Annotated in this window: 19 protein-coding genes; 10 read left to right on the top strand and 9 right to left on the bottom strand. The window is 59.6% G+C overall.

Translation table 11 applies throughout. The features are described from left to right. The first annotated feature begins 20 nt into the window (after positions 1-20). The 7 genes from TU74_RS03535 to TU74_RS03505 are packed head-to-tail and all read left to right on the top strand — an operon-like array spanning position 21 to position 5416. Positions 21-590: a cytochrome c oxidase assembly protein gene (locus TU74_RS03535; protein WP_048375145.1), complete on the top strand. Its 570-nt coding sequence runs from the start codon at positions 21-23 to the stop codon at positions 588-590. A gap of 12 nt (positions 591-602) precedes the next feature. Further along, positions 603-1490: a cytochrome c oxidase subunit 3 gene (locus TU74_RS03530; protein ID WP_048375143.1), complete on the top strand. Its 888-nt coding sequence runs from the start codon at positions 603-605 to the stop codon at positions 1488-1490. Between the two features lie 11 nt (positions 1491-1501). After that, a complete protein-coding gene (locus TU74_RS03525; protein WP_048375141.1) occupies positions 1502-2239 on the top strand; it encodes an SURF1 family protein in 738 nt (245 codons plus the stop codon). Beyond that, on the top strand, positions 2214-2807 hold the full coding sequence (locus TU74_RS03520) for a hypothetical protein (RefSeq protein ID WP_047296346.1): 594 nt from the start codon (positions 2214-2216) through the stop codon (positions 2805-2807). Before TU74_RS03525 ends, TU74_RS03520 begins: the two co-directional genes overlap by 26 nt. 10 nt (positions 2808-2817) lie before the next feature. Next, positions 2818-3897 carry a COX15/CtaA family protein gene (locus TU74_RS03515; RefSeq protein ID WP_048375139.1) on the top strand — a complete coding sequence of 360 codons (1080 nt, stop codon included), beginning with the start codon at positions 2818-2820 and terminating at the stop codon, positions 3895-3897. Then, on the top strand, positions 3885-4784 hold the full coding sequence (gene cyoE / locus TU74_RS03510) for a heme o synthase (RefSeq protein WP_047296344.1): 900 nt from the start codon (positions 3885-3887) through the stop codon (positions 4782-4784). The genes TU74_RS03515 and cyoE overlap by 13 nt, the downstream gene beginning before the upstream one ends. Further along, on the top strand, positions 4781-5416 hold the full coding sequence (locus tag TU74_RS03505; protein WP_048375137.1) for an SCO family protein: 636 nt from the start codon (positions 4781-4783) through the stop codon (positions 5414-5416). Before cyoE ends, TU74_RS03505 begins: the two co-directional genes overlap by 4 nt. 87 nt (positions 5417-5503) lie before the next feature. On the opposite strand, the gene TU74_RS03500 is transcribed toward TU74_RS03505, so the two are convergent. From TU74_RS03500 to TU74_RS03490, 3 genes are all read right to left on the bottom strand, one after another. Beyond that, positions 5504-6274 (bottom strand): MetQ/NlpA family ABC transporter substrate-binding protein, encoded by a 771-nt coding sequence (locus TU74_RS03500; protein ID WP_047296340.1) that lies wholly within the window; start codon positions 6272-6274, stop codon positions 5504-5506. Between the two features lie 82 nt (positions 6275-6356). Beyond that, entirely contained in the window at positions 6357-7031 is a 675-nt protein-coding gene (locus TU74_RS03495; protein ID WP_047281536.1) for a methionine ABC transporter permease, read from the bottom strand. Beyond that, on the bottom strand, positions 7031-8038 hold the full coding sequence (locus TU74_RS03490; protein ID WP_047278675.1) for a methionine ABC transporter ATP-binding protein: 1008 nt from the start codon (positions 8036-8038) through the stop codon (positions 7031-7033). Before TU74_RS03490 ends, TU74_RS03495 begins: the two co-directional genes overlap by 1 nt. Positions 8039-8346: 308 nt before the next feature. Here TU74_RS03490 and katE point away from each other — a divergent pair, with 308 nt between their 5' ends. Next, a complete protein-coding gene (katE, locus tag TU74_RS03485) occupies positions 8347-10485 on the top strand; it encodes a catalase HPII (RefSeq protein WP_048375133.1) in 2139 nt (712 codons plus the stop codon). A 68-nt stretch (positions 10486-10553) separates the two neighbouring features. Here katE and TU74_RS03480 read toward each other — a convergent pair whose 3' ends face one another. The 4 genes from TU74_RS03480 to TU74_RS03465 are packed head-to-tail and all read right to left on the bottom strand — an operon-like array spanning position 10554 to position 13359. Further along, on the bottom strand, positions 10554-11270 hold the full coding sequence (locus TU74_RS03480; protein ID WP_047278671.1) for a PA5502 family lipoprotein: 717 nt from the start codon (positions 11268-11270) through the stop codon (positions 10554-10556). Between the two features lie 37 nt (positions 11271-11307). Next, positions 11308-12096, bottom strand: coding sequence for a zinc ABC transporter permease subunit ZnuB (znuB, locus tag TU74_RS03475; protein WP_047296324.1), 789 nt, complete (start codon positions 12094-12096; stop codon positions 11308-11310). Next, positions 12089-12877, bottom strand: coding sequence for a zinc ABC transporter ATP-binding protein ZnuC (znuC, locus tag TU74_RS03470; RefSeq protein ID WP_047278667.1), 789 nt, complete (start codon positions 12875-12877; stop codon positions 12089-12091). The genes znuB and znuC overlap by 8 nt, the downstream gene beginning before the upstream one ends. Then, positions 12877-13359 (bottom strand): Fur family transcriptional regulator, encoded by a 483-nt coding sequence (locus tag TU74_RS03465; RefSeq protein WP_047278664.1) that lies wholly within the window; start codon positions 13357-13359, stop codon positions 12877-12879. Before TU74_RS03465 ends, znuC begins: the two co-directional genes overlap by 1 nt. Positions 13360-13425: 66 nt before the next feature. Here TU74_RS03465 and TU74_RS03460 point away from each other — a divergent pair, with 66 nt between their 5' ends. Further along, positions 13426-14346 carry a zinc ABC transporter substrate-binding protein ZnuA gene (locus TU74_RS03460; protein WP_048375131.1) on the top strand — a complete coding sequence of 307 codons (921 nt, stop codon included), beginning with the start codon at positions 13426-13428 and terminating at the stop codon, positions 14344-14346. A gap of 80 nt (positions 14347-14426) precedes the next feature. On the opposite strand, the gene TU74_RS03455 is transcribed toward TU74_RS03460, so the two are convergent. Together TU74_RS03455 and TU74_RS03450 are read right to left on the bottom strand one after the other, a co-directional pair. After that, positions 14427-15377 carry a homoserine kinase gene (locus tag TU74_RS03455; protein ID WP_048375129.1) on the bottom strand — a complete coding sequence of 317 codons (951 nt, stop codon included), beginning with the start codon at positions 15375-15377 and terminating at the stop codon, positions 14427-14429. 57 nt (positions 15378-15434) lie between these two features. Then, positions 15435-15725, bottom strand: coding sequence for a DUF2782 domain-containing protein (locus tag TU74_RS03450; RefSeq protein ID WP_047278657.1), 291 nt, complete (start codon positions 15723-15725; stop codon positions 15435-15437). 74 nt (positions 15726-15799) lie between these two features. Between TU74_RS03450 and polA the strand changes: the two genes are divergently transcribed. Continuing rightward, positions 15800-18568: a DNA polymerase I gene (gene polA / locus TU74_RS03445; protein ID WP_047296318.1), complete on the top strand. Its 2769-nt coding sequence runs from the start codon at positions 15800-15802 to the stop codon at positions 18566-18568. Positions 18569-18821: the final 253 nt, after the last annotated feature.

Raw genomic sequence — 18821 nt, 5'->3', positions numbered from 1 at the left:
GCAGAGGGTCAGGAGGATTCATGGCTGACTCAACATCGATCAAGCGCCTGGTCATGCGCCTGTTGCTGATGGTGGTGGTGATGTTTGCCTTCGGCTTTGCCCTGGTGCCGCTCTACGACGTGATGTGCAAAGCCTTCGGCATTAACGGCAAGACCGCCGGGCAGTATGAGGGCGCGCAGGTGGTGGACACCGGGCGGCAGGTGCGGGTGCAGTTTCTGGCCACCAACAACCTGGGCATGGTGTGGGAGTTTTACCCAAAGGGCGATCAGTTAGTGGTCAACCCCGGCGGCGTGTACGAGATGGTGTTTGTGGCGTCCAACCCGTCTGACCACCCGATGTCGGCCCAGGCGGTGCCGAGTATTTCCCCGGCCGAGGCGGCGCAGTACTTCCACAAGACCGAATGTTTCTGTTTCACCCAGCAAGTGCTGCAAGCGGGACAGCGCATCGAAATGCCCCTGCGTTTTATCGTCGACCGCGACATGCCCAAGGACGTGAAACACCTGACGCTGGCCTACACGCTGTTCGATATCACTGCGCGCCATCCGCCCGTTGCCGCTGCTGGCAATGACGCTCAACGGCCAGCCCGATAAGGAGAACGCTCCATGGCAACTCACGATCACTACTATGTCCCGGCGCAGAGCAAGTGGCCGATCATTGCCACGGTCGGCCTGCTGGTCACGGTGTGGGGGCTGGCCACGTGGTTCAACGACCTCAAGGCCACGCGCCCTGAATCCCATGGACCGCTAATCTTTTTTGTCGGCAGCCTGCTGGTGGCCTACATGATGGTCGGCTGGTTCGGCGCGGTGATTAAAGAGAGCCGCGCCGGGCTGTACAGCCCGCAACTGGACCGTTCGTTTCGCTGGGGCATGACGTGGTTCATTTTTTCGGAAGTGATGTTTTTTGCGGCGTTTTTTGGCGCGCTGTTTTACGTGCGCCATTTCTCGGGCCCGTGGCTGGGCGGTGAGGGCAGCAAGGGGCTGGCACACATGCTGTGGCCCAATTTTCAGTTCGCCTGGCCATTGCTGAACACCCCTGATCCGGTGCTTTACCCGGCGCCCAAAGACATCATCAACCCATGGGGCTTGCCGCTGCTGAACACGGTATTGCTGGTCAGTTCCAGCGTCACCCTCACCCTCGCCCACCATGCGTTGAACAAGGGCCAGCGTGGTGCATTGAAAGCCTGGCTGGGCCTGACCGTGGTGCTGGGCATCGCTTTTTTGGGCTTTCAGGCCGAGGAATACATTCACGCTTATAAAGAGCTGGGGCTGACGCTCGGCTCAGGGGTGTATGGCGCGACCTTCTTTATGCTCACCGGATTCCATGGCGCCCACGTCACCATCGGCACCCTGATTCTGTTGGTGATGCTGGTGCGTATCGCGCGCGGGCATTTCAACGCCGAACATCAATTCGGCTTTCAGGCGGCCAGTTGGTACTGGCACTTTGTGGACGCGGTGTGGGTGGCGCTGTTCCTGTTTGTCTACGTGCTGTAGACGCCGCGACCATGGCCGCCTTCGCGCCCGGACGTGTGCCCACCGTGGTGGTACTGGCGCTTTTGCCGGTGCTGGTGTTTCTGGGGGTTTGGCAGCTGGGGCGTGCCGAGCAAAAACGCACCCTGCTCGACAGCTATGCCGTACACCGGGCCGCCGCGCCCCTCAATGTGGGCCAATTAATGAGCACCTCAACGCCCGCTTTCCGCCGTGTGCAGTTGCGTGGGCATCTGGATGCGCAGCACAGCCTGCTGCTGGACAACCGGGTGCGAGAGGGCAAGGTCGGGGTGGAGCTGTTGCAGCCTTTTCAGGATCAGGCCAGTGGCCAGTGGCTGTTGCTCAATAGGGGCTGGATCGAATGGCCCAGTCGGCGCACGCCGCCGGTGTTCAGTACCCCGGATCAATTAGTGGAGCTGGAAGGCTGGGTGTATGAGTCGCCCGGTACGCCCTTCCAGCTGCAGGCCGACCCGGCCACGGGTAACTGGCCGCGGCTGGTGACGGCAGTCTTCCCCGCCAAGGTGTGGGCTGAGCTGGGGCGAAGCGGTTTTAACGATGAAGTGCGTATTGCGCCCGGCCTTGCGGCGTATCAGGCCGACTGGCCAGTGATCGCCACGGGCATGGGCCCGGAAAAACACACCGCGTATGCCGTGCAATGGTTCGCCATGGCGCTGGCGTTGTGCGGGCTTTATGGGTACCTCGGTTGGCATAACGCTCGGGAGAAGCGCCATGGGAACGGCCATCAATCCGTCTGAAACGGCTCACCACGCGGCACCGGCTTCGCGGCGCCGTGGACGGCTGCAGTTGATCCTTATTCTGTTGCTGACCATCGGCCCGATGGTGTTGGCCACCGGGATGTACACGCTCAAGTTCTGGGTGCCCGAAAGCCGCAGCTATCACGGTGAACTGATAGGTAACGGCCCGACCCGCGCTGAGCTGGGCGTGCAAACGGACGAGCAGCGCTGGCAGTTGCTGGTGACCGCGCCACAAACCTGCACGGTGGCGTGTCAGCAATTGGTGTACTTGGCACGGCAGATACAGATCGGCCTGGGCCGCGATGCCTCCCGTGCCACCCATGCGCTGGCGAGCGCGCAGGCGCTGGACGCTGACTATGTGGCAAGGCTGCAACGCGAATACCCGCAGTTGCAGCGTTACGCGATGGACTTGCCAGCGTATACCCGGGGCGCGCAGGGCAATGGCGGCGCTCAGCTGTGGATCATCGACCCGCACGGCAATCTGGTGCTGCGTTACGACCCCAGTGTCAAAGGCAAGGACGTGCTCAACGACCTGCGCCACCTGTTGAAACTGTCCAACATCGGGTAGGAAAACCGTCATGGCCAAAGCCGGATTTCGTCTCGCATTACTTGCCACCGTGCTGGCACTGGTGGTGGTGTTACTCGGTGCCTACACCCGTTTGACCCACGCCGGGCTGGGTTGCCCGGACTGGCCCGGCTGCTATGGCTTCATCAGCGTGCCCAAAACCGATGCACAACTGGCGCATGCGCAACGGCACTTTCCCGACACCCCGGTACACGTCGAAAAAGGCCGGAGCGAGATGGTGCATCGCTATTTCGCAGGCACCCTGGCGCTGGTGATTGTGCTGTTGGCGGCGCGGGCCTGGCGCCAGCGCACACTGCCCGGCCAGCCACTCAAATTGCCGTTGTTCATTCTGTTGGTGGTGCTGGCGCAGGCGGCCTTTGGCATGTGGACCGTCACGCTCAAACTCTGGCCGCAGGTGGTGACCGGGCATTTGCTGGGCGGTTTCGCGACCTTGAGTTTGCTGTTTTTGCTGACCCTGCGTTTATCGGGCGTGCTGCCAGCGCTTGCCGTGCCCCGCCGTTTACAGCGTTGGGCGACTGCCGGGCTGGTGCTGGCGATTGGACAAATCGCGCTGGGCGGCTGGGTCAGTTCCAACTACGCCGCCGTGGCGTGTGTCGACCTGCCGACGTGCCACGGTCAATGGTGGCCGTCGGCCGATTTCGCCAACGGTTTTCATCTGACCCAACACATAGGGCCGAACTATTTGGGCGGCCAACTGGACAGCGACGCGCGCACAGCGATTCATCTCACCCACCGTTTGGGCGCGCTGGTGCTCACGGTGGTGCTGTTGGGGCTGGCCTGGCAGCTGCGGCGGGTGGGCATGACGCGGCTGGCGGGGTTACTGATGCTGGCGCTGGGCCTGCAAGTGAGTCTGGGGATCAGCAACGTGCTGTTCGGTCTGCCCCTGGCGGTTGCCGTGGCGCATAACGCTGGCGGCGCGGCCCTGTTGTTGACGCTGGTGCTGGTCAACTACCACGCACGTACGGCACTGGTCAGGGTCAAGGCACCGCGTCTTGCCCGCTGGCGTTTCAGTCCTCGGCCACCGGTGCCCGGCTCGATCATGCTTAAAGGAGAACTGCCATGGCGACCTTGACCGTTGAGCGTTCACGTCCGGCGTCCTGGCGCGACTACCTGGAGCTGACTAAACCCAAAGTGGTGATGTTGATGCTCATCACCTCGTTGGTGGGCATGTTCCTCGCCACGCGCGCAGGTGTGCCGTGGACGGTGCTGGTCTTTGGCAATCTGGGCATTGGTTTGTGTGCCGCAGGCGCTGCGGCGGTCAATCATGTGGTGGACCGGCGCATTGATGCGCTGATGGCGCGTACTCAAAAGCGTCCGTTGGCCGAGGGCCGGATTTCAGCGGGTTCTGCGCTGGCGTTCGCCCTGTTGTTGTCCGTGTCGGGGTTGGGGGTGTTATGGGTGTTCACCCATGCACTGGCGGCCTGGCTGACCCTGGCGTCGTTGTTGGGGTATGCAGTGATTTACACAGGTTTTCTCAAGCGCGCCACGCCGCAGAACATCGTGATCGGCGGGCTGGCCGGGGCTGCGCCGCCGCTGTTGGGCTGGGTCTGCGTGACCGGGCATGTGACTGCCGAACCGCTGCTGTTGGTGCTGATTATCTTCGCCTGGACCCCGCCGCACTTTTGGGCGCTGGCGATCCATCGCAAATCTGAATACGCGAAAGCCGACATTCCCATGCTGCCCGTGACCCATGGTGAGCAGTACACCAAGTTGCACATCCTGCTTTACACCTGTGTGCTGCTGGCCGTGAGCCTGCTGCCGTTTGTGATTCGCATGAGCGGCTTGCTCTATCTGGTGTGTGCGCTAGGGTTGGGCGCACGCTTTCTGTATTGGGCGTGGGTGCTGTACCGTGGCACCCTGCCGCACGCCGCGATCAACACCTTCAAGTACTCTATTTACTACCTGTTCGCGTTGTTCATCGCGCTGCTTGTCGACCATTACTCAGTGTTGAACCTATGACTAAAACTCAAAAAACCGTCTACATCCTCGTTGCGCTGGTGGCATTGGTCATGGGCCTGACGTTTAACAAAATCATGTCCGGCAAAAGCCAGAGCGACAATACGGCGCTGATCGATGCGGGCATCATTCTGCTGCCGCAGAGCCGTCCGTTACCGGCAATCAAGATGACCAATCAGGACGGTCAGCCGGTGCAGATGAATGAACTGACCGACACGTGGAGCGTGTTGTTCTTCGGTTACACCTTCTGCCCCGATATTTGCCCGACCACCCTGGCCCAGCTGCGTCAGATCAAAAGTGATCTGCCCAAAGCCGCGCAAGACAAACTGCAAATCGTGCTGGTCAGCGTCGATCCGAACCGTGATACGCCGCAGCAGCTCAAGCAGTACCTGGGTTACTTCGATCCGCAGTTCGTGGGCCTGACGCCCGGTTCGATTGAAGAGCTGCAAACCCTGGCCAATGCGGTGAGTATTCCGTTCATTCCGGCGGATACCAGCAAACCCAACTACACGGTCGACCACAGTGGCAATCTGGCGCTGATTGGCCCGGACGGCACTCAGCGGGGTTTCATCCGCGCACCGTTCAACAACCAGAAAATGGTTGCCCAGTTGCCGGGTTTGGTCGAAAGGAGATAAGGCAAAGCGGTTGCTGCGGGCACAGGCTGCGAGCTTGCGGATCAAAGCTCACAGCCTGCGGCAGCGATCAGGCGAGGGTCTGAGGCATTAGAACGCCGGAACGATGGCGCCTTTGTACTTCTCATTGATGAACGCTTTCACTTGCGGCGTGTGCAGCGCATCAACCAGTTTCTTCATATCAGCCGAATCTTTGTCGTCCGGGCGAGCCACCAGAATGTTCACGTAAGGCGAGTCGCTGCCTTCGATCACCAGTGCGTCTTTTTCCGGGTCCAACTTGGCTTCCAGCGCGTAGTTGGTGTTGATCAGCGCCAGGTCTACCTGGGTGAGCACACGCGGGATGGTGGCCGCTTCCAGTTCACGGAATTTCAGGCCCTTGTTGTTCTCAGTAACGTCTTTAATCGTCGAGAGAATGTTGGTCGAGTCTTTGAGCTTGATCACGCCCGCCTTGTCCAGCAGCAACAGGGCACGGCCGCCGTTGGTGGCGTCGTTGGGGATCACCACGGTTGCGCCATTGGGCAGTTCTTCAAGCTTTTTGTACTTGGACGAGTAAGCGCCCAGCGGCTCAAGGTGAACGTTGGCCACGCTGACCAGGTGGGTGCCCTTGGCCTTGTTGAACTCATCCAGGTAGGGCTGGTGCTGGAAGAAGTTGGCATCCAGGCGCTTTTCGGCAACTTGCACGTTGGGCTGGATGTAGTCGGTGAAGACCTTGACCTTGAGGTTGACGCCTTCTTTGGCCAAGGCTGGCTTCACGAATTCAAGGATTTCGGCGTGCGGCACCGGGGTGGCCGCCACCGTCAGATCGCCCGCGTGGGCTGAAAATGCCGCAACAGCGGCGACCGCAGCAAATAACTTCTTCATCCAGCAACTCCTTGTGAACACCTGACTTCAGGCGCCTGCCAGCCCGTAGGCTGGCGGTTACGTTTATTAACGAGGGTCGCGCTCACTTGCGCGAAAAGTGCACCACCAGCCGATCGCCAACGGTTTGCAGAATTTGCACCAGAATCAGCAACAGCACCACTGTCACGATCATCACGTCAGGCTGGAAGCGCTGATAACCAAAGCGGATGGCCAGATCGCCCAGACCGCCCGCGCCAACCACACCCGCCATGGCGGTGTAGCCGACCAGCGTAATGGCTGTCACCGTAATTGCCGCAAAGATACCGGGACGTGCTTCAGGCAACAACGCACTGGTAATGATCTGACGCGTGTTGGCGCCCATTGCCTGAGTGGCTTCGATGATGCCGCGGTCCACTTCCCGAAACGCCGTTTCGACCAGGCGCGCAAAGAACGGCGTGGCCCCCACGACCAATGGCGGAATCGCACCGGCGACGCCCAGCGAGGTGCCGGTAATCAGGACGGTGAACGGGATCATCACGACCAGCAGGATGATGAACGGCAGCGAACGCAGAATGTTCACCACGAACGACAGGGCCGAATACAGGGCTTTCTGTTCCAGCAGTTGGCGCGGGCTGCACAGGAACAACAGAATGCCCAGCGGCAAACCGAGCAACACCGTAAACAGCAGCGAACCGCCGAGCATGATCAGGGTGTCGACGGAGGCCAGCCAGATTTCGTACCAGTCGATGTTGGAAAAGAAGCTCAAGAGGGTTTCCATTAGCGCAACACCTCCATATGTACGTCTGCGGCGGTGAAGCGCGCGAAAGCAGCTTCCATGTCGCCACCGGTGATGGCGAGGGTCAGTTGCCCATAAGGGGTGTCTTTGATGCGGTCGATACGACCGGCCAGGATGCTGTAGTCCACCCCGGTTTCACGGGCGATGGTGCCCAGCAATGGCGCGTAGGTGGATTCGCCCTGGAACGTCAGGCGCACGATACGGCCTGGCACGTGAGCGAAGTCGTCACGCTGTTCGCTTTCGTCGATCTGCTCGTCTTCCTGCACGAAGCGTTTGGTCGTCGGGTGCTTGGGGTGCAAGAACACGTCGGCCACAGGGCCTTGCTCGACGATCTTGCCCGCATCCATGACCGCCACCACGTCACACACGCGACGGATAACGTCCATTTCGTGGGTAATCAGCACGATGGTCAGCTTCAACTCACGGTTGATTTCGGCCAGTAGCTGCAACACCGAAGCCGTGGTTTGCGGGTCGAGGGCACTGGTGGCCTCGTCGCAGAGCAACACTTTTGGCTGGGTGGACAAGGCGCGGGCGATACCCACGCGCTGTTTCTGGCCGCCTGACAGTTGCGCCGGGTACTTTTTGGCGTGGTCGGACAAGCCTACCCGCGCCAGCAGTTCAGCGACGCGTTTGTCGATTTCGTTGCGGGACAATTCACCGGCCAGCGTCAGAGGCAGCGCGACGTTGTCCGCCACGGTCTTGGAGGCCAGCAGGTTGAAGTGCTGAAAGATCATGCCGACTTGCTGACGGAAACGGCGCAGGCCGTTGCCATCCATCGCCGTGACGTCTTCGTTGTCGACGATGATCTGTCCGCCGCTCGGTGTTTCGAGGCGGTTAATCAGGCGCAGCAATGTACTTTTACCCGCACCGGAATGGCCAATCAGACCAAATACCTGGCCGCTCTCGACACGCAAACTGGTGGAGTGCAGCGCGGGAATGTCCTTACCGGCGACCCGGTAAGTTTTATGAACGTTATGGAACTCAATCACGTAGCGAACCTTGTGGGGCGCGAAAAAATAAGATCAGCGGTTAGCCGGGCGCGCATTTTAGCCTGTCCGTATAGAGGTTCTTAGCATTTATTTGCGCTCCAACCATCGATTTGGCAATAAGACGATCAAAGGTCAGAAAAAAGGAACGCCGCTAAGGGTGACAAGTCAGTACTAGGGTCTGTTCACGTTTCAATGAAAGCGGCGGCGATCAAACGGGAACAGACCCTGAAGCAACTCACATCCCGTTTCGGGAGATTTGTCTACAAAGCCCGGCCCATGGGGCTTTTGCCTACAAGGAGTGAAGTCTGATGAGTACCAAAAAACCGTCTTCGAACAAGAGCCAGATGGCCGGCACCGACACCTTGGATCGTGGCAACACGAACGTCAAACTGGACAGCCTGGAACGCTTCCGGGATGACGCTACCGATCAGGCGTTGCGCACCAATCAAGGGGTGAAGATTTCAGACAATCAAAACACCTTGAAAGCCGGCGCCCGAGGCCCTTCGTTGCTTGAAGACTTCATCATGCGCGAGAAGATCACGCATTTTGACCACGAACGCATTCCAGAACGTATCGTCCACGCCCGGGGCACCGGCGCTCATGGTTACTTTCAGACGTACGAAGCCCACACCGCCCTGACCAAGGCGGGTTTCCTGCAAGACCCGAGCAAGAAAACCCCGGTATTTGTGCGTTTTTCCACGGTGCAAGGACCTCGCGGGTCGGGTGATACGGTGCGCGACGTTCGCGGTTTTGCCGTGAAATTTTTTACCGATGAAGGCAACTTCGATCTGGTCGGCAACAACATGCCGGTTTTTTTCATTCAAGACGCCATCAAATTCCCTGACTTCGTACACGCAGTAAAACCTGAGCCGCATAACGAAATTCCTACCGGCGGTTCAGCCCACGACACGTTCTGGGATTTTGTTTCACTGGTGCCCGAGTCCGCGCACATGGTTATCTGGGCGATGTCTGACCGCGCCATCCCGAAAAGCCTGCGCAGCATGCAAGGTTTTGGCGTGCATACCTTCCGGCTGGTCAACGCCGAAGGTAAATCCAACTTCGTCAAATTCCATTGGCGCCCAAGTGCTGGCACCTGCTCACTGGTGTGGGACGAAGCGCAAAAACTGGCCGGTAAAGACACCGACTTCCATCGCCGTGATCTGTGGGAGTCGATTGAAGTCGGCGATTACCCGGAGTGGGAGCTGGGCGTTCAAATCATTGCCGAAGCAGACGAGCACAAGTTCGAGTTCGACATCCTTGATCCGACCAAATTGATCCCGGAAGAGCTGGTGCCGATCACGCCTCTGGGCAAAATGGTGCTCAACCGTAACCCGGATAACTTCTTTGCCGAGACCGAGCAGGTTGCGTTCTGCCCCGGTCATATCGTGCCCGGTATCGATTTCTCGAATGACCCGTTGCTGCAAGGTCGTCTGTTCTCGTACACCGATACGCAGATCAGCCGTTTGGGCGGGCCGAACTTCCATGAGATCCCGATCAACCGCCCGGTCGCGCCGTTCCATAACAACCAGCGTGATGCACAGCACCGCAGCACCATTCATAAAGGTCGGGCGTCTTACGAGCCTAACTCGATTGATGGCGGCTGGCCGAAAGAAACCCCTCCAGCGGCACAGGATGGCGGTTTTGAAAGCTACCCTGAGCGTATTGATGCGAACAAGATTCGCCAGCGCAGTGAGTCGTTCAGCGACCACTTCTCCCAGGCACGGCTGTTTTTCCACAGCATGAGCAAGCACGAGCAAGAGCACATCATTGCGGCGTATAGCTTTGAGCTGGGCAAGGTGGAGCGCGAACACATCCGCGCGCGTCAGGTAAACGAGATTTTGGCCAACATCGATCTCGAACTGGCCAAGCGTGTGGCTGAAAACCTCGGTCTGCCAGCGCCTAAAGCCGGCACGGTGGAGGCTCGCGCAACCACGGTTAGCCAGTCCCCTGCGCTAAGCCAGGCCAACCTGCTGCCAGGCAATATCAAAACTCGCAAAGTGGCGATTTTGGCTGCCAACGGCGTCGAGGGTGCCGCGATTGATGCACTCAAGCAGGCGCTGGCGGCTGAAGGCGCGCATGCCAAGCTGCTCGGGCCGACTTCAGCGCCTGTGAAAACAGCGGATGGCAAGGCGTTGCCAGTGGATGCGTCGATGGAAGGCATGCCCTCGGTGGCTTTCGACGCGGTGTACGTGCCGGGCGGCGCAGCATCGATCAAAGCGCTCAGCGGCGATGGCGTAGCTTTGCATTACGTACTGGAAGCCTACAAACACCTGAAAGCGATTGCGCTGCACGGCGAAGCCAAGCAGTTGCTGGATGTGCTGCATTTGCAGGCGGATGAGGGGCTGTTGGTGCTCAAGGATGCCAAGGACTTCAAGGCGTTCTTTGCTGCCATTGGCCAGCATCGTGTCTGGGCGCGCGAGCCGAAGGCCAAAGCAATCCCGGCATAAGGTGAGCCTGAAAAAAAACGCGCTTGCAGAGCCTGCAAGCGCGTTTTTTTACGTCTGGAGCCTGTCGGTTAAGGCTTGCTTGGAATCAGCACCATTTGCGCCGGGACGTGGCGCACGATGTGGCGATCAAGTTTGAAGTCGAAGCCGGGGTTGAGCTTTTTAACGCGTTTGGTGATCAGGGTCGCCAGCCATGGGTAATCGGCGGTGCGCGGCACTTGTAACGTCACGGCGCACTGATAATTGACGATGTCCTGCGCGATCAGGTCCAGTTGATGGCGAAGTTTCTTGATATCGGTGATGTTCAGCGCAACGGTGGTGCTCTCTGCTGCCGGGTCGATGACCTTGGCCGGTGGCCGTTTTTCAGCCGCTTTGAGGGCGGCTTCTGCCTTGTCCAGTTCGGCTTTGCGTGCATGGGCAATGGCGCTGTTGACGCCGCTGGTTAGCGCCGGCGCTTTGGGCATCAGGGTGCGGGCGCGGCTCAGGGCCGTGGCAGCCGCATTCACATCACCCTTTTGCAGGTAGATTTGACTGCGTTGCAGGTAGGCTTCGGCCAGTTGGCGCTGGTACTGCACCCACTGGGGGTCGTCCGGGGTTTGCGCTTGCAGGGCCGCCAGTTCGTCTTCGGCGGTCGCCAGTTCGCTGCTGGCCAGGTTTTGCTCCAGCTGAGCGATGGCTGCAGCGCGTTGCTGCTGCGCGAGCTGGTCGGCAGACGGTGTGCTTTGGCAGGCGCCCAGCAGCACGGAAAATGCGACCAGAAGCACATAACGGTAATTGAACAGCTTCATTCCTGCGGCTCTCTAAGTGCGCAAAAAACGAGCAAGTCTACACCCCTCGACGGGGCAGAACAAAACTCAGCAGAAACAGTGCAGCGGCACAGACCACAATCGAAGGGCCAGCCGGTGTGTCCTTGAACCATGACAGCGCAAGGCCACCACACACGGCCATCATCCCCAGAACGCTGGCCCCGAGGGCCATTTGCTCAGGGGAACGGGCATGGCGTTGAGCCGCCGCTGCCGGGATGATCAGCAGCGATGTAATCAACAGCACCCCGACAATTTTCATTGCCACGGCAATCACGACAGCAATCAACAGCATCAAGGTCATGCGCAATGCGGCGACGGGCAAGCCTTCGACCATGGCCAGCTCTTCGTGCACTGTAATCGCCAGCAAGGGCCGCCACAATGCGACCAATAGCGCCAGTACCGCGGCGCTGCCGCCCACGATCCACATCAGGTCGGTCGGGCTGATCGCCAGCAGGTCACCGAACAGGTAGGCCATCAGGTCGATTCGCACTTCATGCATGAAGCTTAGTACGACCAGGCCGAGGGACAAGGTGCTGGGTGCGAGAATTCCCAGAAGCGTGTCTGAAGCCAGTGGTTGCCGTTGTTGCAAGGTCACCAAGAGGATGGCCAGCAACAGGCAACCGACCGTCACGGCAATGGCCGGGCTGATGTCCAGCAAGAAACCCAGCGCTACGCCCAACAAGGCCGCGTGGGACAGCGTATCGCCAAAATAGGCCATGCGCCGCCACACCACAAACGAGCCCAAAGGCCCTGCTACCATCGCCAAAGCCAAGCCTGCCAGCAGGGCGTAAACCAGAAAATCAGCCATGCTTGCAGCCTTCTCCATGAACGTGGGGGTGTGTGCTTTGGGCGTCTGCGTTGACCACCGAACCATGCAAGTCATGGGCATGGTCGTGATGGTGGTGATAAATCGCCAGGCTTTGTGCGTTTTTGCCGAACAGCTCGACGAAAGCGGGGTCGCCGCTGACCTGTTCCGGGTGGCCCGAGCAGCAGACGTGACGGTTCAGGCACACCACCTGGTCAGTGGTGCTCATCACCAGATGCAGGTCGTGGGAGACCATCAACACGCCGCAACCATGACGGTCGCGCAGCCGGGTAATCAGGGCGTACAGCTCGGACTGACCGGCGACGTCCACACCTTGTACGGGCTCGTCGAGCACCAGCAGTTGAGGCTTGCGCAGCAAGGCGCGGGCCAGCAGCACGCGTTGCATTTCGCCCCCGGACACGCTCTGCACCGGGCTGTCGATGACCTTTTCTGCGCCCACTTCTTTCAGGGCTTCGAGCGCCTGAGCCCGGTCAACCCCCGGTACCAGGCGCAAAAAACGCAGCACTGACAACGGAAGCGTCGGATCGACGTGCAGTTTTTGGGGCATGTAGCCCACGCGCAGTTTGGGTTTGCGCCACACACTGCCGCTCGTCGGCTTTATCAGGCCCAGTACGGCTTTGACCAGTGTGGTTTTACCCGCGCCATTGGGCCCGATCAGCGTCACGATCTGGCCCGGCTCGACGCTCAGCTCGATGTTGTCGAGCACGTTTTGCCCCGAGTAGGTCACGGTGACGTGTTCAAGGCGAATCAATGCAGCGCTCATCAAGCCTCCCGGCAGCCTGCGCACAAGCCGACGACTTCGACCGTCTGGCCTTCGACAGTAAAGCCGACATCGTGTGCGCTGCTGATAATCGCGTCGCTGATGGATTTTTGCTCCAGCTCAATGGCGGCGTGGCAGGTGCGGCAAATCAGGAACTGCCCCTGATGCGGGTGCTCGGGGTGGCTGCACCCCACAAAGGCATTCAGAGATGAGATGCGGTGCACCAGGCCGTTTTCCAGCAGAAAGTCGAGTGCCCGGTACACGGTCGGAGGCGCGGCGCGGCGGCCGTCCTGTTCGCTGAGCACGGCCAGAATGTCGTAGGCGCCCAGCGGTTTATGGCTCTGCCAGACCAGCTCCAGCACCCGCTTGCGCAATGCGGTCAGGCGCAGGCCCTTTTGCGCGCACAAGGTATCGGCCTCGCTTAGGGCGCTGTGAACGCAATGGGAGTGGTCGTGAGGGCGGCTGGCAAGCGGTGTAATAGGCATGGGCGGCGACGATTTCTGAGAGAGACGTTATTATGTTACCCGTTTCAACCACCCTGAGTGCTCATCGTGCCCCGTCTTTTTTCGATTTTTATTGCTTTCAGCGCCAGTTTGTTGGTGATTGGCCCTGCTCAAGCGGACGTTAACGTGCTAACCAGCATCAAGCCTTTGCAACTGATCGCTGCGGCGGTGCAGGACGGCGTCGGTAAGCCAGACGTGTTGCTGCCACCCAACGCATCGCCGCACAGCTTCGCGCTTCGGCCATCCGACGTACGGCGTGTGCAATCGGCCGACCTGCTGTACTGGATCGGCCCGGACATGGAAGGGTTCCTGCCGCGCGTGCTGACGGGGCGCACGGCTCCGTCGGTCTCGGTACAGACCTTGCCTGGCCTGATGCTGCGCCACTTTACCGAGGACAGCCATTCCCACTCTGAGGATGCTGCCGAACACGATCACGATCATCGCCCTGGCACGCTGGATGCTCACCTGTGGCTGGCGCCTGCGAATGCACGGGTTATCGCAGCCAAAATGGCGGCTGACCTGAGTGAGAAAGACCCGGCCAATGCGGCGACGTATCAGCGCAACCTGAAGGCCTTCAACGAACGCCTGGACGCACTTGATGCGCGGCTCAAGGCGCGTCTGGCAGGCGTGGCCGACAAACCGTTCTTTGTGTTTCACGAGGCTTACGATTACTTCGAGAGCGCTTACGGCCTCAAGCATGCGGGCGTATTCAGCGTGGCATCGGAAGTCCAGCCGGGCGCTCAGCATGTGGCCGCCATGCGTAAGCAATTGCAGGCAGTGGGCAAAACCTGCGTGTTCAGCGAGCCGCCGCTGCGTCCGCGCCTGGCGCAGACGCTGACGGCCGGGATGCCCGTGACCTTGGCAGAACTGGATGCGTTGGGCGGCTACACCCCGGCGACGGCTCAAGGCTATGAGCAGTTGCTGGAGAAACTGGGCAACGACCTGGCGGGTTGTCTGGAAAATTTGTAACTTGGCGCCGCTGAGGGGCGGGCTGCGCTATCACGGTGATCGCAGCCCTGCCCCTCAATCGCACGGCGTGGCCGTGTTTGTTACAGCGCGAACGGCAATTGAATACTGACGTTTTGATGAACGGCCAACAGTCGTTCGAACTCGGCCGGGTCGTGAATCAGTACGTCCTGGCCTGCGAACGTCTGTGCTGCAATCAGGCGCGATAGCCAGAAACGCACACAGGCGACGCGCAGCAGAGTGGGCCATAACTCGGCTTCGCTGGCGGTAAACGGGCGCAATGCTGCGTAGGCACCCAGCAAGGCGCGGGCACGGGGAGCGTCCAGGTGGCCTGCTTCGTCTGCGCACCAGTCGTTCAGTGCAATGGCCACGTCGTACAGCATCGGCCCGGAACAGGCATTGTAGAAGTCGATCAGGCCGGTCAGGTGCGTGCCTTCGAACATCGCGTTGTCGCGGAACAGGTCGCCGTGCAGGTTGGCCCGTGGCAGCGCCAGAATCTGCGATTTGCGTTCGCTGATCTCATCGAGTGCGAGTTGCAGCAGCCGGGCCGCTTCAGCGCTCAGGTCCTTTTTCAGCGCGGGGCCTTCGGCCAGCATCCAGTCCAGACCGCGGTCTGTCTTGCGCTCAAGCAGCTTGTCGCGGGTCGCCACATGCAAATGGCCCAGCAGCTCACCGACTTGTGTGCAGTGCTGAGCATTGGCTTCGCGAATGTGCTTGCCCGCCAGGCGCGGTTGCAGGAGCGCCGGTTTGCCTTTGAGCTCACGTAAGGCCTGGCCGTCCAGCGTGCGCAAAGCGTAGGGCACCGGCAAGTCGGCGTCGTGCAGCACGTCCAGCAATTGAATGAAGAACGGCATTTCGTCAACAGGACCGCGTTCAACCAGGGTCAGAACGTATTCGCCCTTCTCCAGGCTGATGAAGTAATTGGTGTTTTCGCTACCAGCGGCGATCCCCTGGAAGTCGAGCAAACGGCCGAGCCCATAAGGTGCAAGAAAGGTTTCCAGCTCGGGACGAGCCAGTTGCGTGAAAACAGACATGGTTAAAACTGCCAGTACGGGCGCCGCGAGGGTGCGGCGCCGATTAAAGTTAAGACGCTATTTCCATTCGAAAATTTTCCACGATGGAATCAGCATATCCGGCTGGTCGGAACGGATGTAATTGCCTTCTGAACCATCAGCGCGTACCAGAAAGTACGGTTTGCCCCCTTTTGGGGTGACCTTGATGGCGTACAGGAAGCCGTTTTGACGGTATTCCTGGATAGTTTTGTCGCCTTCCGTGCGAATGGTGACTTCCGGATCGGCGGAAGGTGCCTCATCTGCCGCGAAGGTTACCAGCGGAATGGCTGCAATCAAGCCGGTGAGCAACAGGCGATTAAGTGTACGCATGATAACCTTGTCCCTTTGTCGTCATTGGTCCGGACATTCTAGCGCCGGACTCGCGGAAAAGGTTGATCCTGCTCATGAGCCAAGCACCCCTCGTCCTGGTGGACGGTTCTTCATATCTGTACCGCGCTTTCCACGCGCTGCCGCCGCTGACCACGTCCAAGGGCCTGCCGACAGGTGCCGTGAAGGGCGTGTTGAACATGCTGAAAAGTCTGCGCAAGCAGTATCCGGACAGCCCGTTCGCGGTTGTTTTCGATGCCAAGGGCGGGACATTTCGCGATGACATGTACGCCGAATACAAGGCCAACCGACCGAGCATGCCCGATGACATGCGCGTGCAAATCGAGCCCTTGCATGCAAGCGTGATCGCGCTGGGCTTCCCCCTGCTGTGTGTCGAAGGCGTTGAAGCGGACGACGTGATCGGCACCCTGGCGCGCAGCAGCGCCGCCGCAGACCGCCCGGTGGTGATCTCCACCGGCGACAAGGACATGGCGCAACTGGTTGACGGTCACATCACCTTGGTCAACACCATGACCGGCAGTGTGCTGGACGTTGAAGGTGTGAAAGAGAAGTTTGGCGTCTCGCCCGAGCAGATCATTGACTACCTGGCGCTGATGGGTGATTCCTCCGACAACATTCCGGGTGTTCCGGGCATTGGCCCGAAGACGGCGTCTGGCTTGCTGGTTGGCGTGGGCGGCGGTCTGGTCGACTTGTACGAAAAACTCGACATCGTCCCGACGCTGCCCATTCGCGGGGCCAAAAACCTGCCCGCGAAGCTTGAAGAACACCGGGAAATGGCATTTTTGTCGTATCAATTGGCCACGATCAAAATCGATGTGCCGCTGGATATCGGCCTTGAAGACCTGCACCTCAAAGCGCCCGATTGCGAAAAGCTGATCGCGTTGTACACCGAGCTGGAGTTCAAGAGCTGGATCGCTGAAGTCGAGCGCGAAGCCAAGCGGGCGGGTCAGGTGATTGCCCAGGAAGCGCCTGTCGAGAGCGCCGATACCGAGGTGCAGTACGAAACCATCCTCGATCAGGCCCGTTTTGAGGTGTGGCTGAAGAAGTTACAGGACGCCAAACTGATCGCGTTTGATACCGAAACCACCGGTTTGGATGCTCAGCAAGCGCAGTTGGTGGGGCTGTCGTTTGCAGTCAAGCCGGGTGAAGCGGCTTACATTCCGTTGACGCATTCCTACATGGGCGTGCCTGAGCAACTGGACCGTGACACCGTGCTGCGCGCCCTTAAGCCGCTGCTCGAAGACCCGAACAAGGCCAAGGTCGGGCAACATGCCAAATTTGACATGAACATCCTCGCCAACTGCGCGATCGGCGGCGATCCGGCGTGTGGGATCAGTGTGCAAGGCATTGCTTTCGACACCATGCTGGAGTCCTACGTGCTCGACTCCACGGCCACTCGCCACGACATGGACAGCCTGGCGCTCAAGTATCTGGGTCACAGCACCACCAGTTTTCAGGATATTGCCGGCAAAGGGGCCAAGCAGCTGACCTTTGACCAGATCTCGCTGGAACAGGCTGGCCCTTACGCCGCCGAAGACGCCGATGTGACATTGCGTTTGCACAATGTCCTGCATGAAAAACTGCTGGCGATACCGAGCCTTAACAGCGTGCTGACCGACATTGAGATGCCGCTTGTGCCGGTATTGGCGCGCATCGAGCGCCAGGGTGCCTTGGTGGACGCCAAGCTGTTGGGTGTGCAGAGCGTTGAACTGGGCGACAAAATGGTCGCGCTGGAGCGTGAGGCGTTTGAAATTGCGGGCGAAGAATTCAATCTCAGCTCCCCTAAGCAATTGGGCGTGATCCTGTACGAAAAGTTGGGTTTGCCCATTATCAGCAAGACGGCCAAAGGTCAGCCTTCAACCGCTGAAGCCGTTCTGGCCGAGCTGGCCGAGCAAGACTTCCCGCTGCCCAAAGTGCTGATGCAGTACCGTTCGATGAGCAAGCTGAAAAGCACCTACACCGATCGCCTGCCTGAACAGATCAACCCGCGTACGGGGCGGATTCACACGTCCTACCACCAGGCGGTCACGGCGACAGGCCGTTTGTCGTCCAGTGATCCGAACCTGCAGAATATTCCGATTCGGACGGCGGAAGGTCGCCGGATTCGTCAGGCATTCGTCGCGCCACCAGGCTACAAATTGCTGGCGGCGGACTACTCGCAAATCGAGCTGCGGATCATGGCGCATCTGGCCAAGGACGAAGGCTTGTTGCATGCCTTCCGCAATAATCTGGACGTACACAGTGCGACCGCGGCGGAAGTGTTCGGGGTTGAGCTGAGCGATGTCACCACGGACCAGCGACGCAGTGCCAAGGCGATCAACTTTGGTTTGATCTACGGGATGAGCGCTTTCGGTCTGGCCAAGCAAATCGGGGTCGACCGCAAGCAGTCGCAGGCGTACATCGACCGTTATTTCGCACGCTACCCCGGCGTACTCGACTACATGGAGCGCACGCGCACGCAGGCGGCTGAGCAAGGGTATGTCGAGACCATTTTCGGCCGTCGCCTGTACTTGCCCGAGATCAATGCGAAGAACCCGGCCTTGCGCAAAGGCGCCGAGCGCACCGCGATCAACGCACCGATGCAGGGCACGGCGGCTGACATCATCAAGAAAGCCATGGTGGCGGTGGATAACTGGTTGAGCGCTTCGGGGCTTGAGGCGCGCGTCATCCTGCAAGTGCACGACGAATTGGTGCTGGAAGTGCGCGAAGACTTGGTGGAACAGGTGAGCGAAGCGCTGCGCGTACACATGAGTGACGCCGCCACGCTGGATGTACCACTGGTGGTGGAAGTGGGCGTCGGCAATAACTGGGATGAGGCGCACTAAAACGCTGAATTGCCTGCGACTGATCGTCACAGGCAATTTGCCATTAGTTCCGAAGGGAATTTGCTTAGATCAAAGAGTTTTTAGGCGTCTGGAACTAAATCCTCCTTCACCACTCAGATCTGTTGAATGGGTGGTGAAGCCCTTCAATGCTCCTAATGTTGTGTTAAGTGTTGGCAGAATTCTGAACCCCGCCCTAGCGGTTCAGTACTTGAACCCCGAACTTCCCCCTCCCCATACGAAGTCCGGGGTTTTT

The organism is Pseudomonas lundensis (assembly GCF_001042985.1).
Lineage (GTDB): Bacteria > Pseudomonadota > Gammaproteobacteria > Pseudomonadales > Pseudomonadaceae > Aquipseudomonas > Aquipseudomonas lundensis.
This window is presented reverse-complemented; position numbering and strand designations above follow the sequence as displayed.

Bases quoted from the DNA above. Each gene is read 5' to 3' on its own strand.
- znuC (WP_047278667.1), bottom strand. From the start codon at position 12,877: ATGAGCGCTGCATTGATTCGCCTTGAACACGTCACCGTGACCTACTCG.
- polA (WP_047296318.1), top strand. From the start codon at position 15,800: ATGAGCCAAGCACCCCTCGTCCTGGTGGACGGTTCTTCATATCTGTAC.
- TU74_RS03450 (WP_047278657.1), bottom strand. From the start codon at position 15,725: ATGCGTACACTTAATCGCCTGTTGCTCACCGGCTTGATTGCAGCCATT.
- TU74_RS03515 (WP_048375139.1), top strand. From the start codon at position 2,818: ATGGCCAAAGCCGGATTTCGTCTCGCATTACTTGCCACCGTGCTGGCA.
- TU74_RS03535 (WP_048375145.1), top strand. From the start codon at position 21: ATGGCTGACTCAACATCGATCAAGCGCCTGGTCATGCGCCTGTTGCTG.
- TU74_RS03520 (WP_047296346.1), top strand. From the start codon at position 2,214: ATGGGAACGGCCATCAATCCGTCTGAAACGGCTCACCACGCGGCACCG.
- TU74_RS03505 (WP_048375137.1), top strand. From the start codon at position 4,781: ATGACTAAAACTCAAAAAACCGTCTACATCCTCGTTGCGCTGGTGGCA.
- TU74_RS03500 (WP_047296340.1), bottom strand. From the start codon at position 6,274: ATGAAGAAGTTATTTGCTGCGGTCGCCGCTGTTGCGGCATTTTCAGCC.
- TU74_RS03480 (WP_047278671.1), bottom strand. From the start codon at position 11,270: ATGAAGCTGTTCAATTACCGTTATGTGCTTCTGGTCGCATTTTCCGTG.
- katE (WP_048375133.1), top strand. From the start codon at position 8,347: ATGAGTACCAAAAAACCGTCTTCGAACAAGAGCCAGATGGCCGGCACC.
- TU74_RS03525 (WP_048375141.1), top strand. From the start codon at position 1,502: ATGGCCGCCTTCGCGCCCGGACGTGTGCCCACCGTGGTGGTACTGGCG.
- TU74_RS03495 (WP_047281536.1), bottom strand. From the start codon at position 7,031: ATGGAAACCCTCTTGAGCTTCTTTTCCAACATCGACTGGTACGAAATC.
- TU74_RS03530 (WP_048375143.1), top strand. From the start codon at position 603: ATGGCAACTCACGATCACTACTATGTCCCGGCGCAGAGCAAGTGGCCG.
- TU74_RS03465 (WP_047278664.1), bottom strand. From the start codon at position 13,359: ATGCCTATTACACCGCTTGCCAGCCGCCCTCACGACCACTCCCATTGC.
- znuB (WP_047296324.1), bottom strand. From the start codon at position 12,096: ATGGCTGATTTTCTGGTTTACGCCCTGCTGGCAGGCTTGGCTTTGGCG.
- TU74_RS03455 (WP_048375129.1), bottom strand. From the start codon at position 15,377: ATGTCTGTTTTCACGCAACTGGCTCGTCCCGAGCTGGAAACCTTTCTT.
- cyoE (WP_047296344.1), top strand. From the start codon at position 3,885: ATGGCGACCTTGACCGTTGAGCGTTCACGTCCGGCGTCCTGGCGCGAC.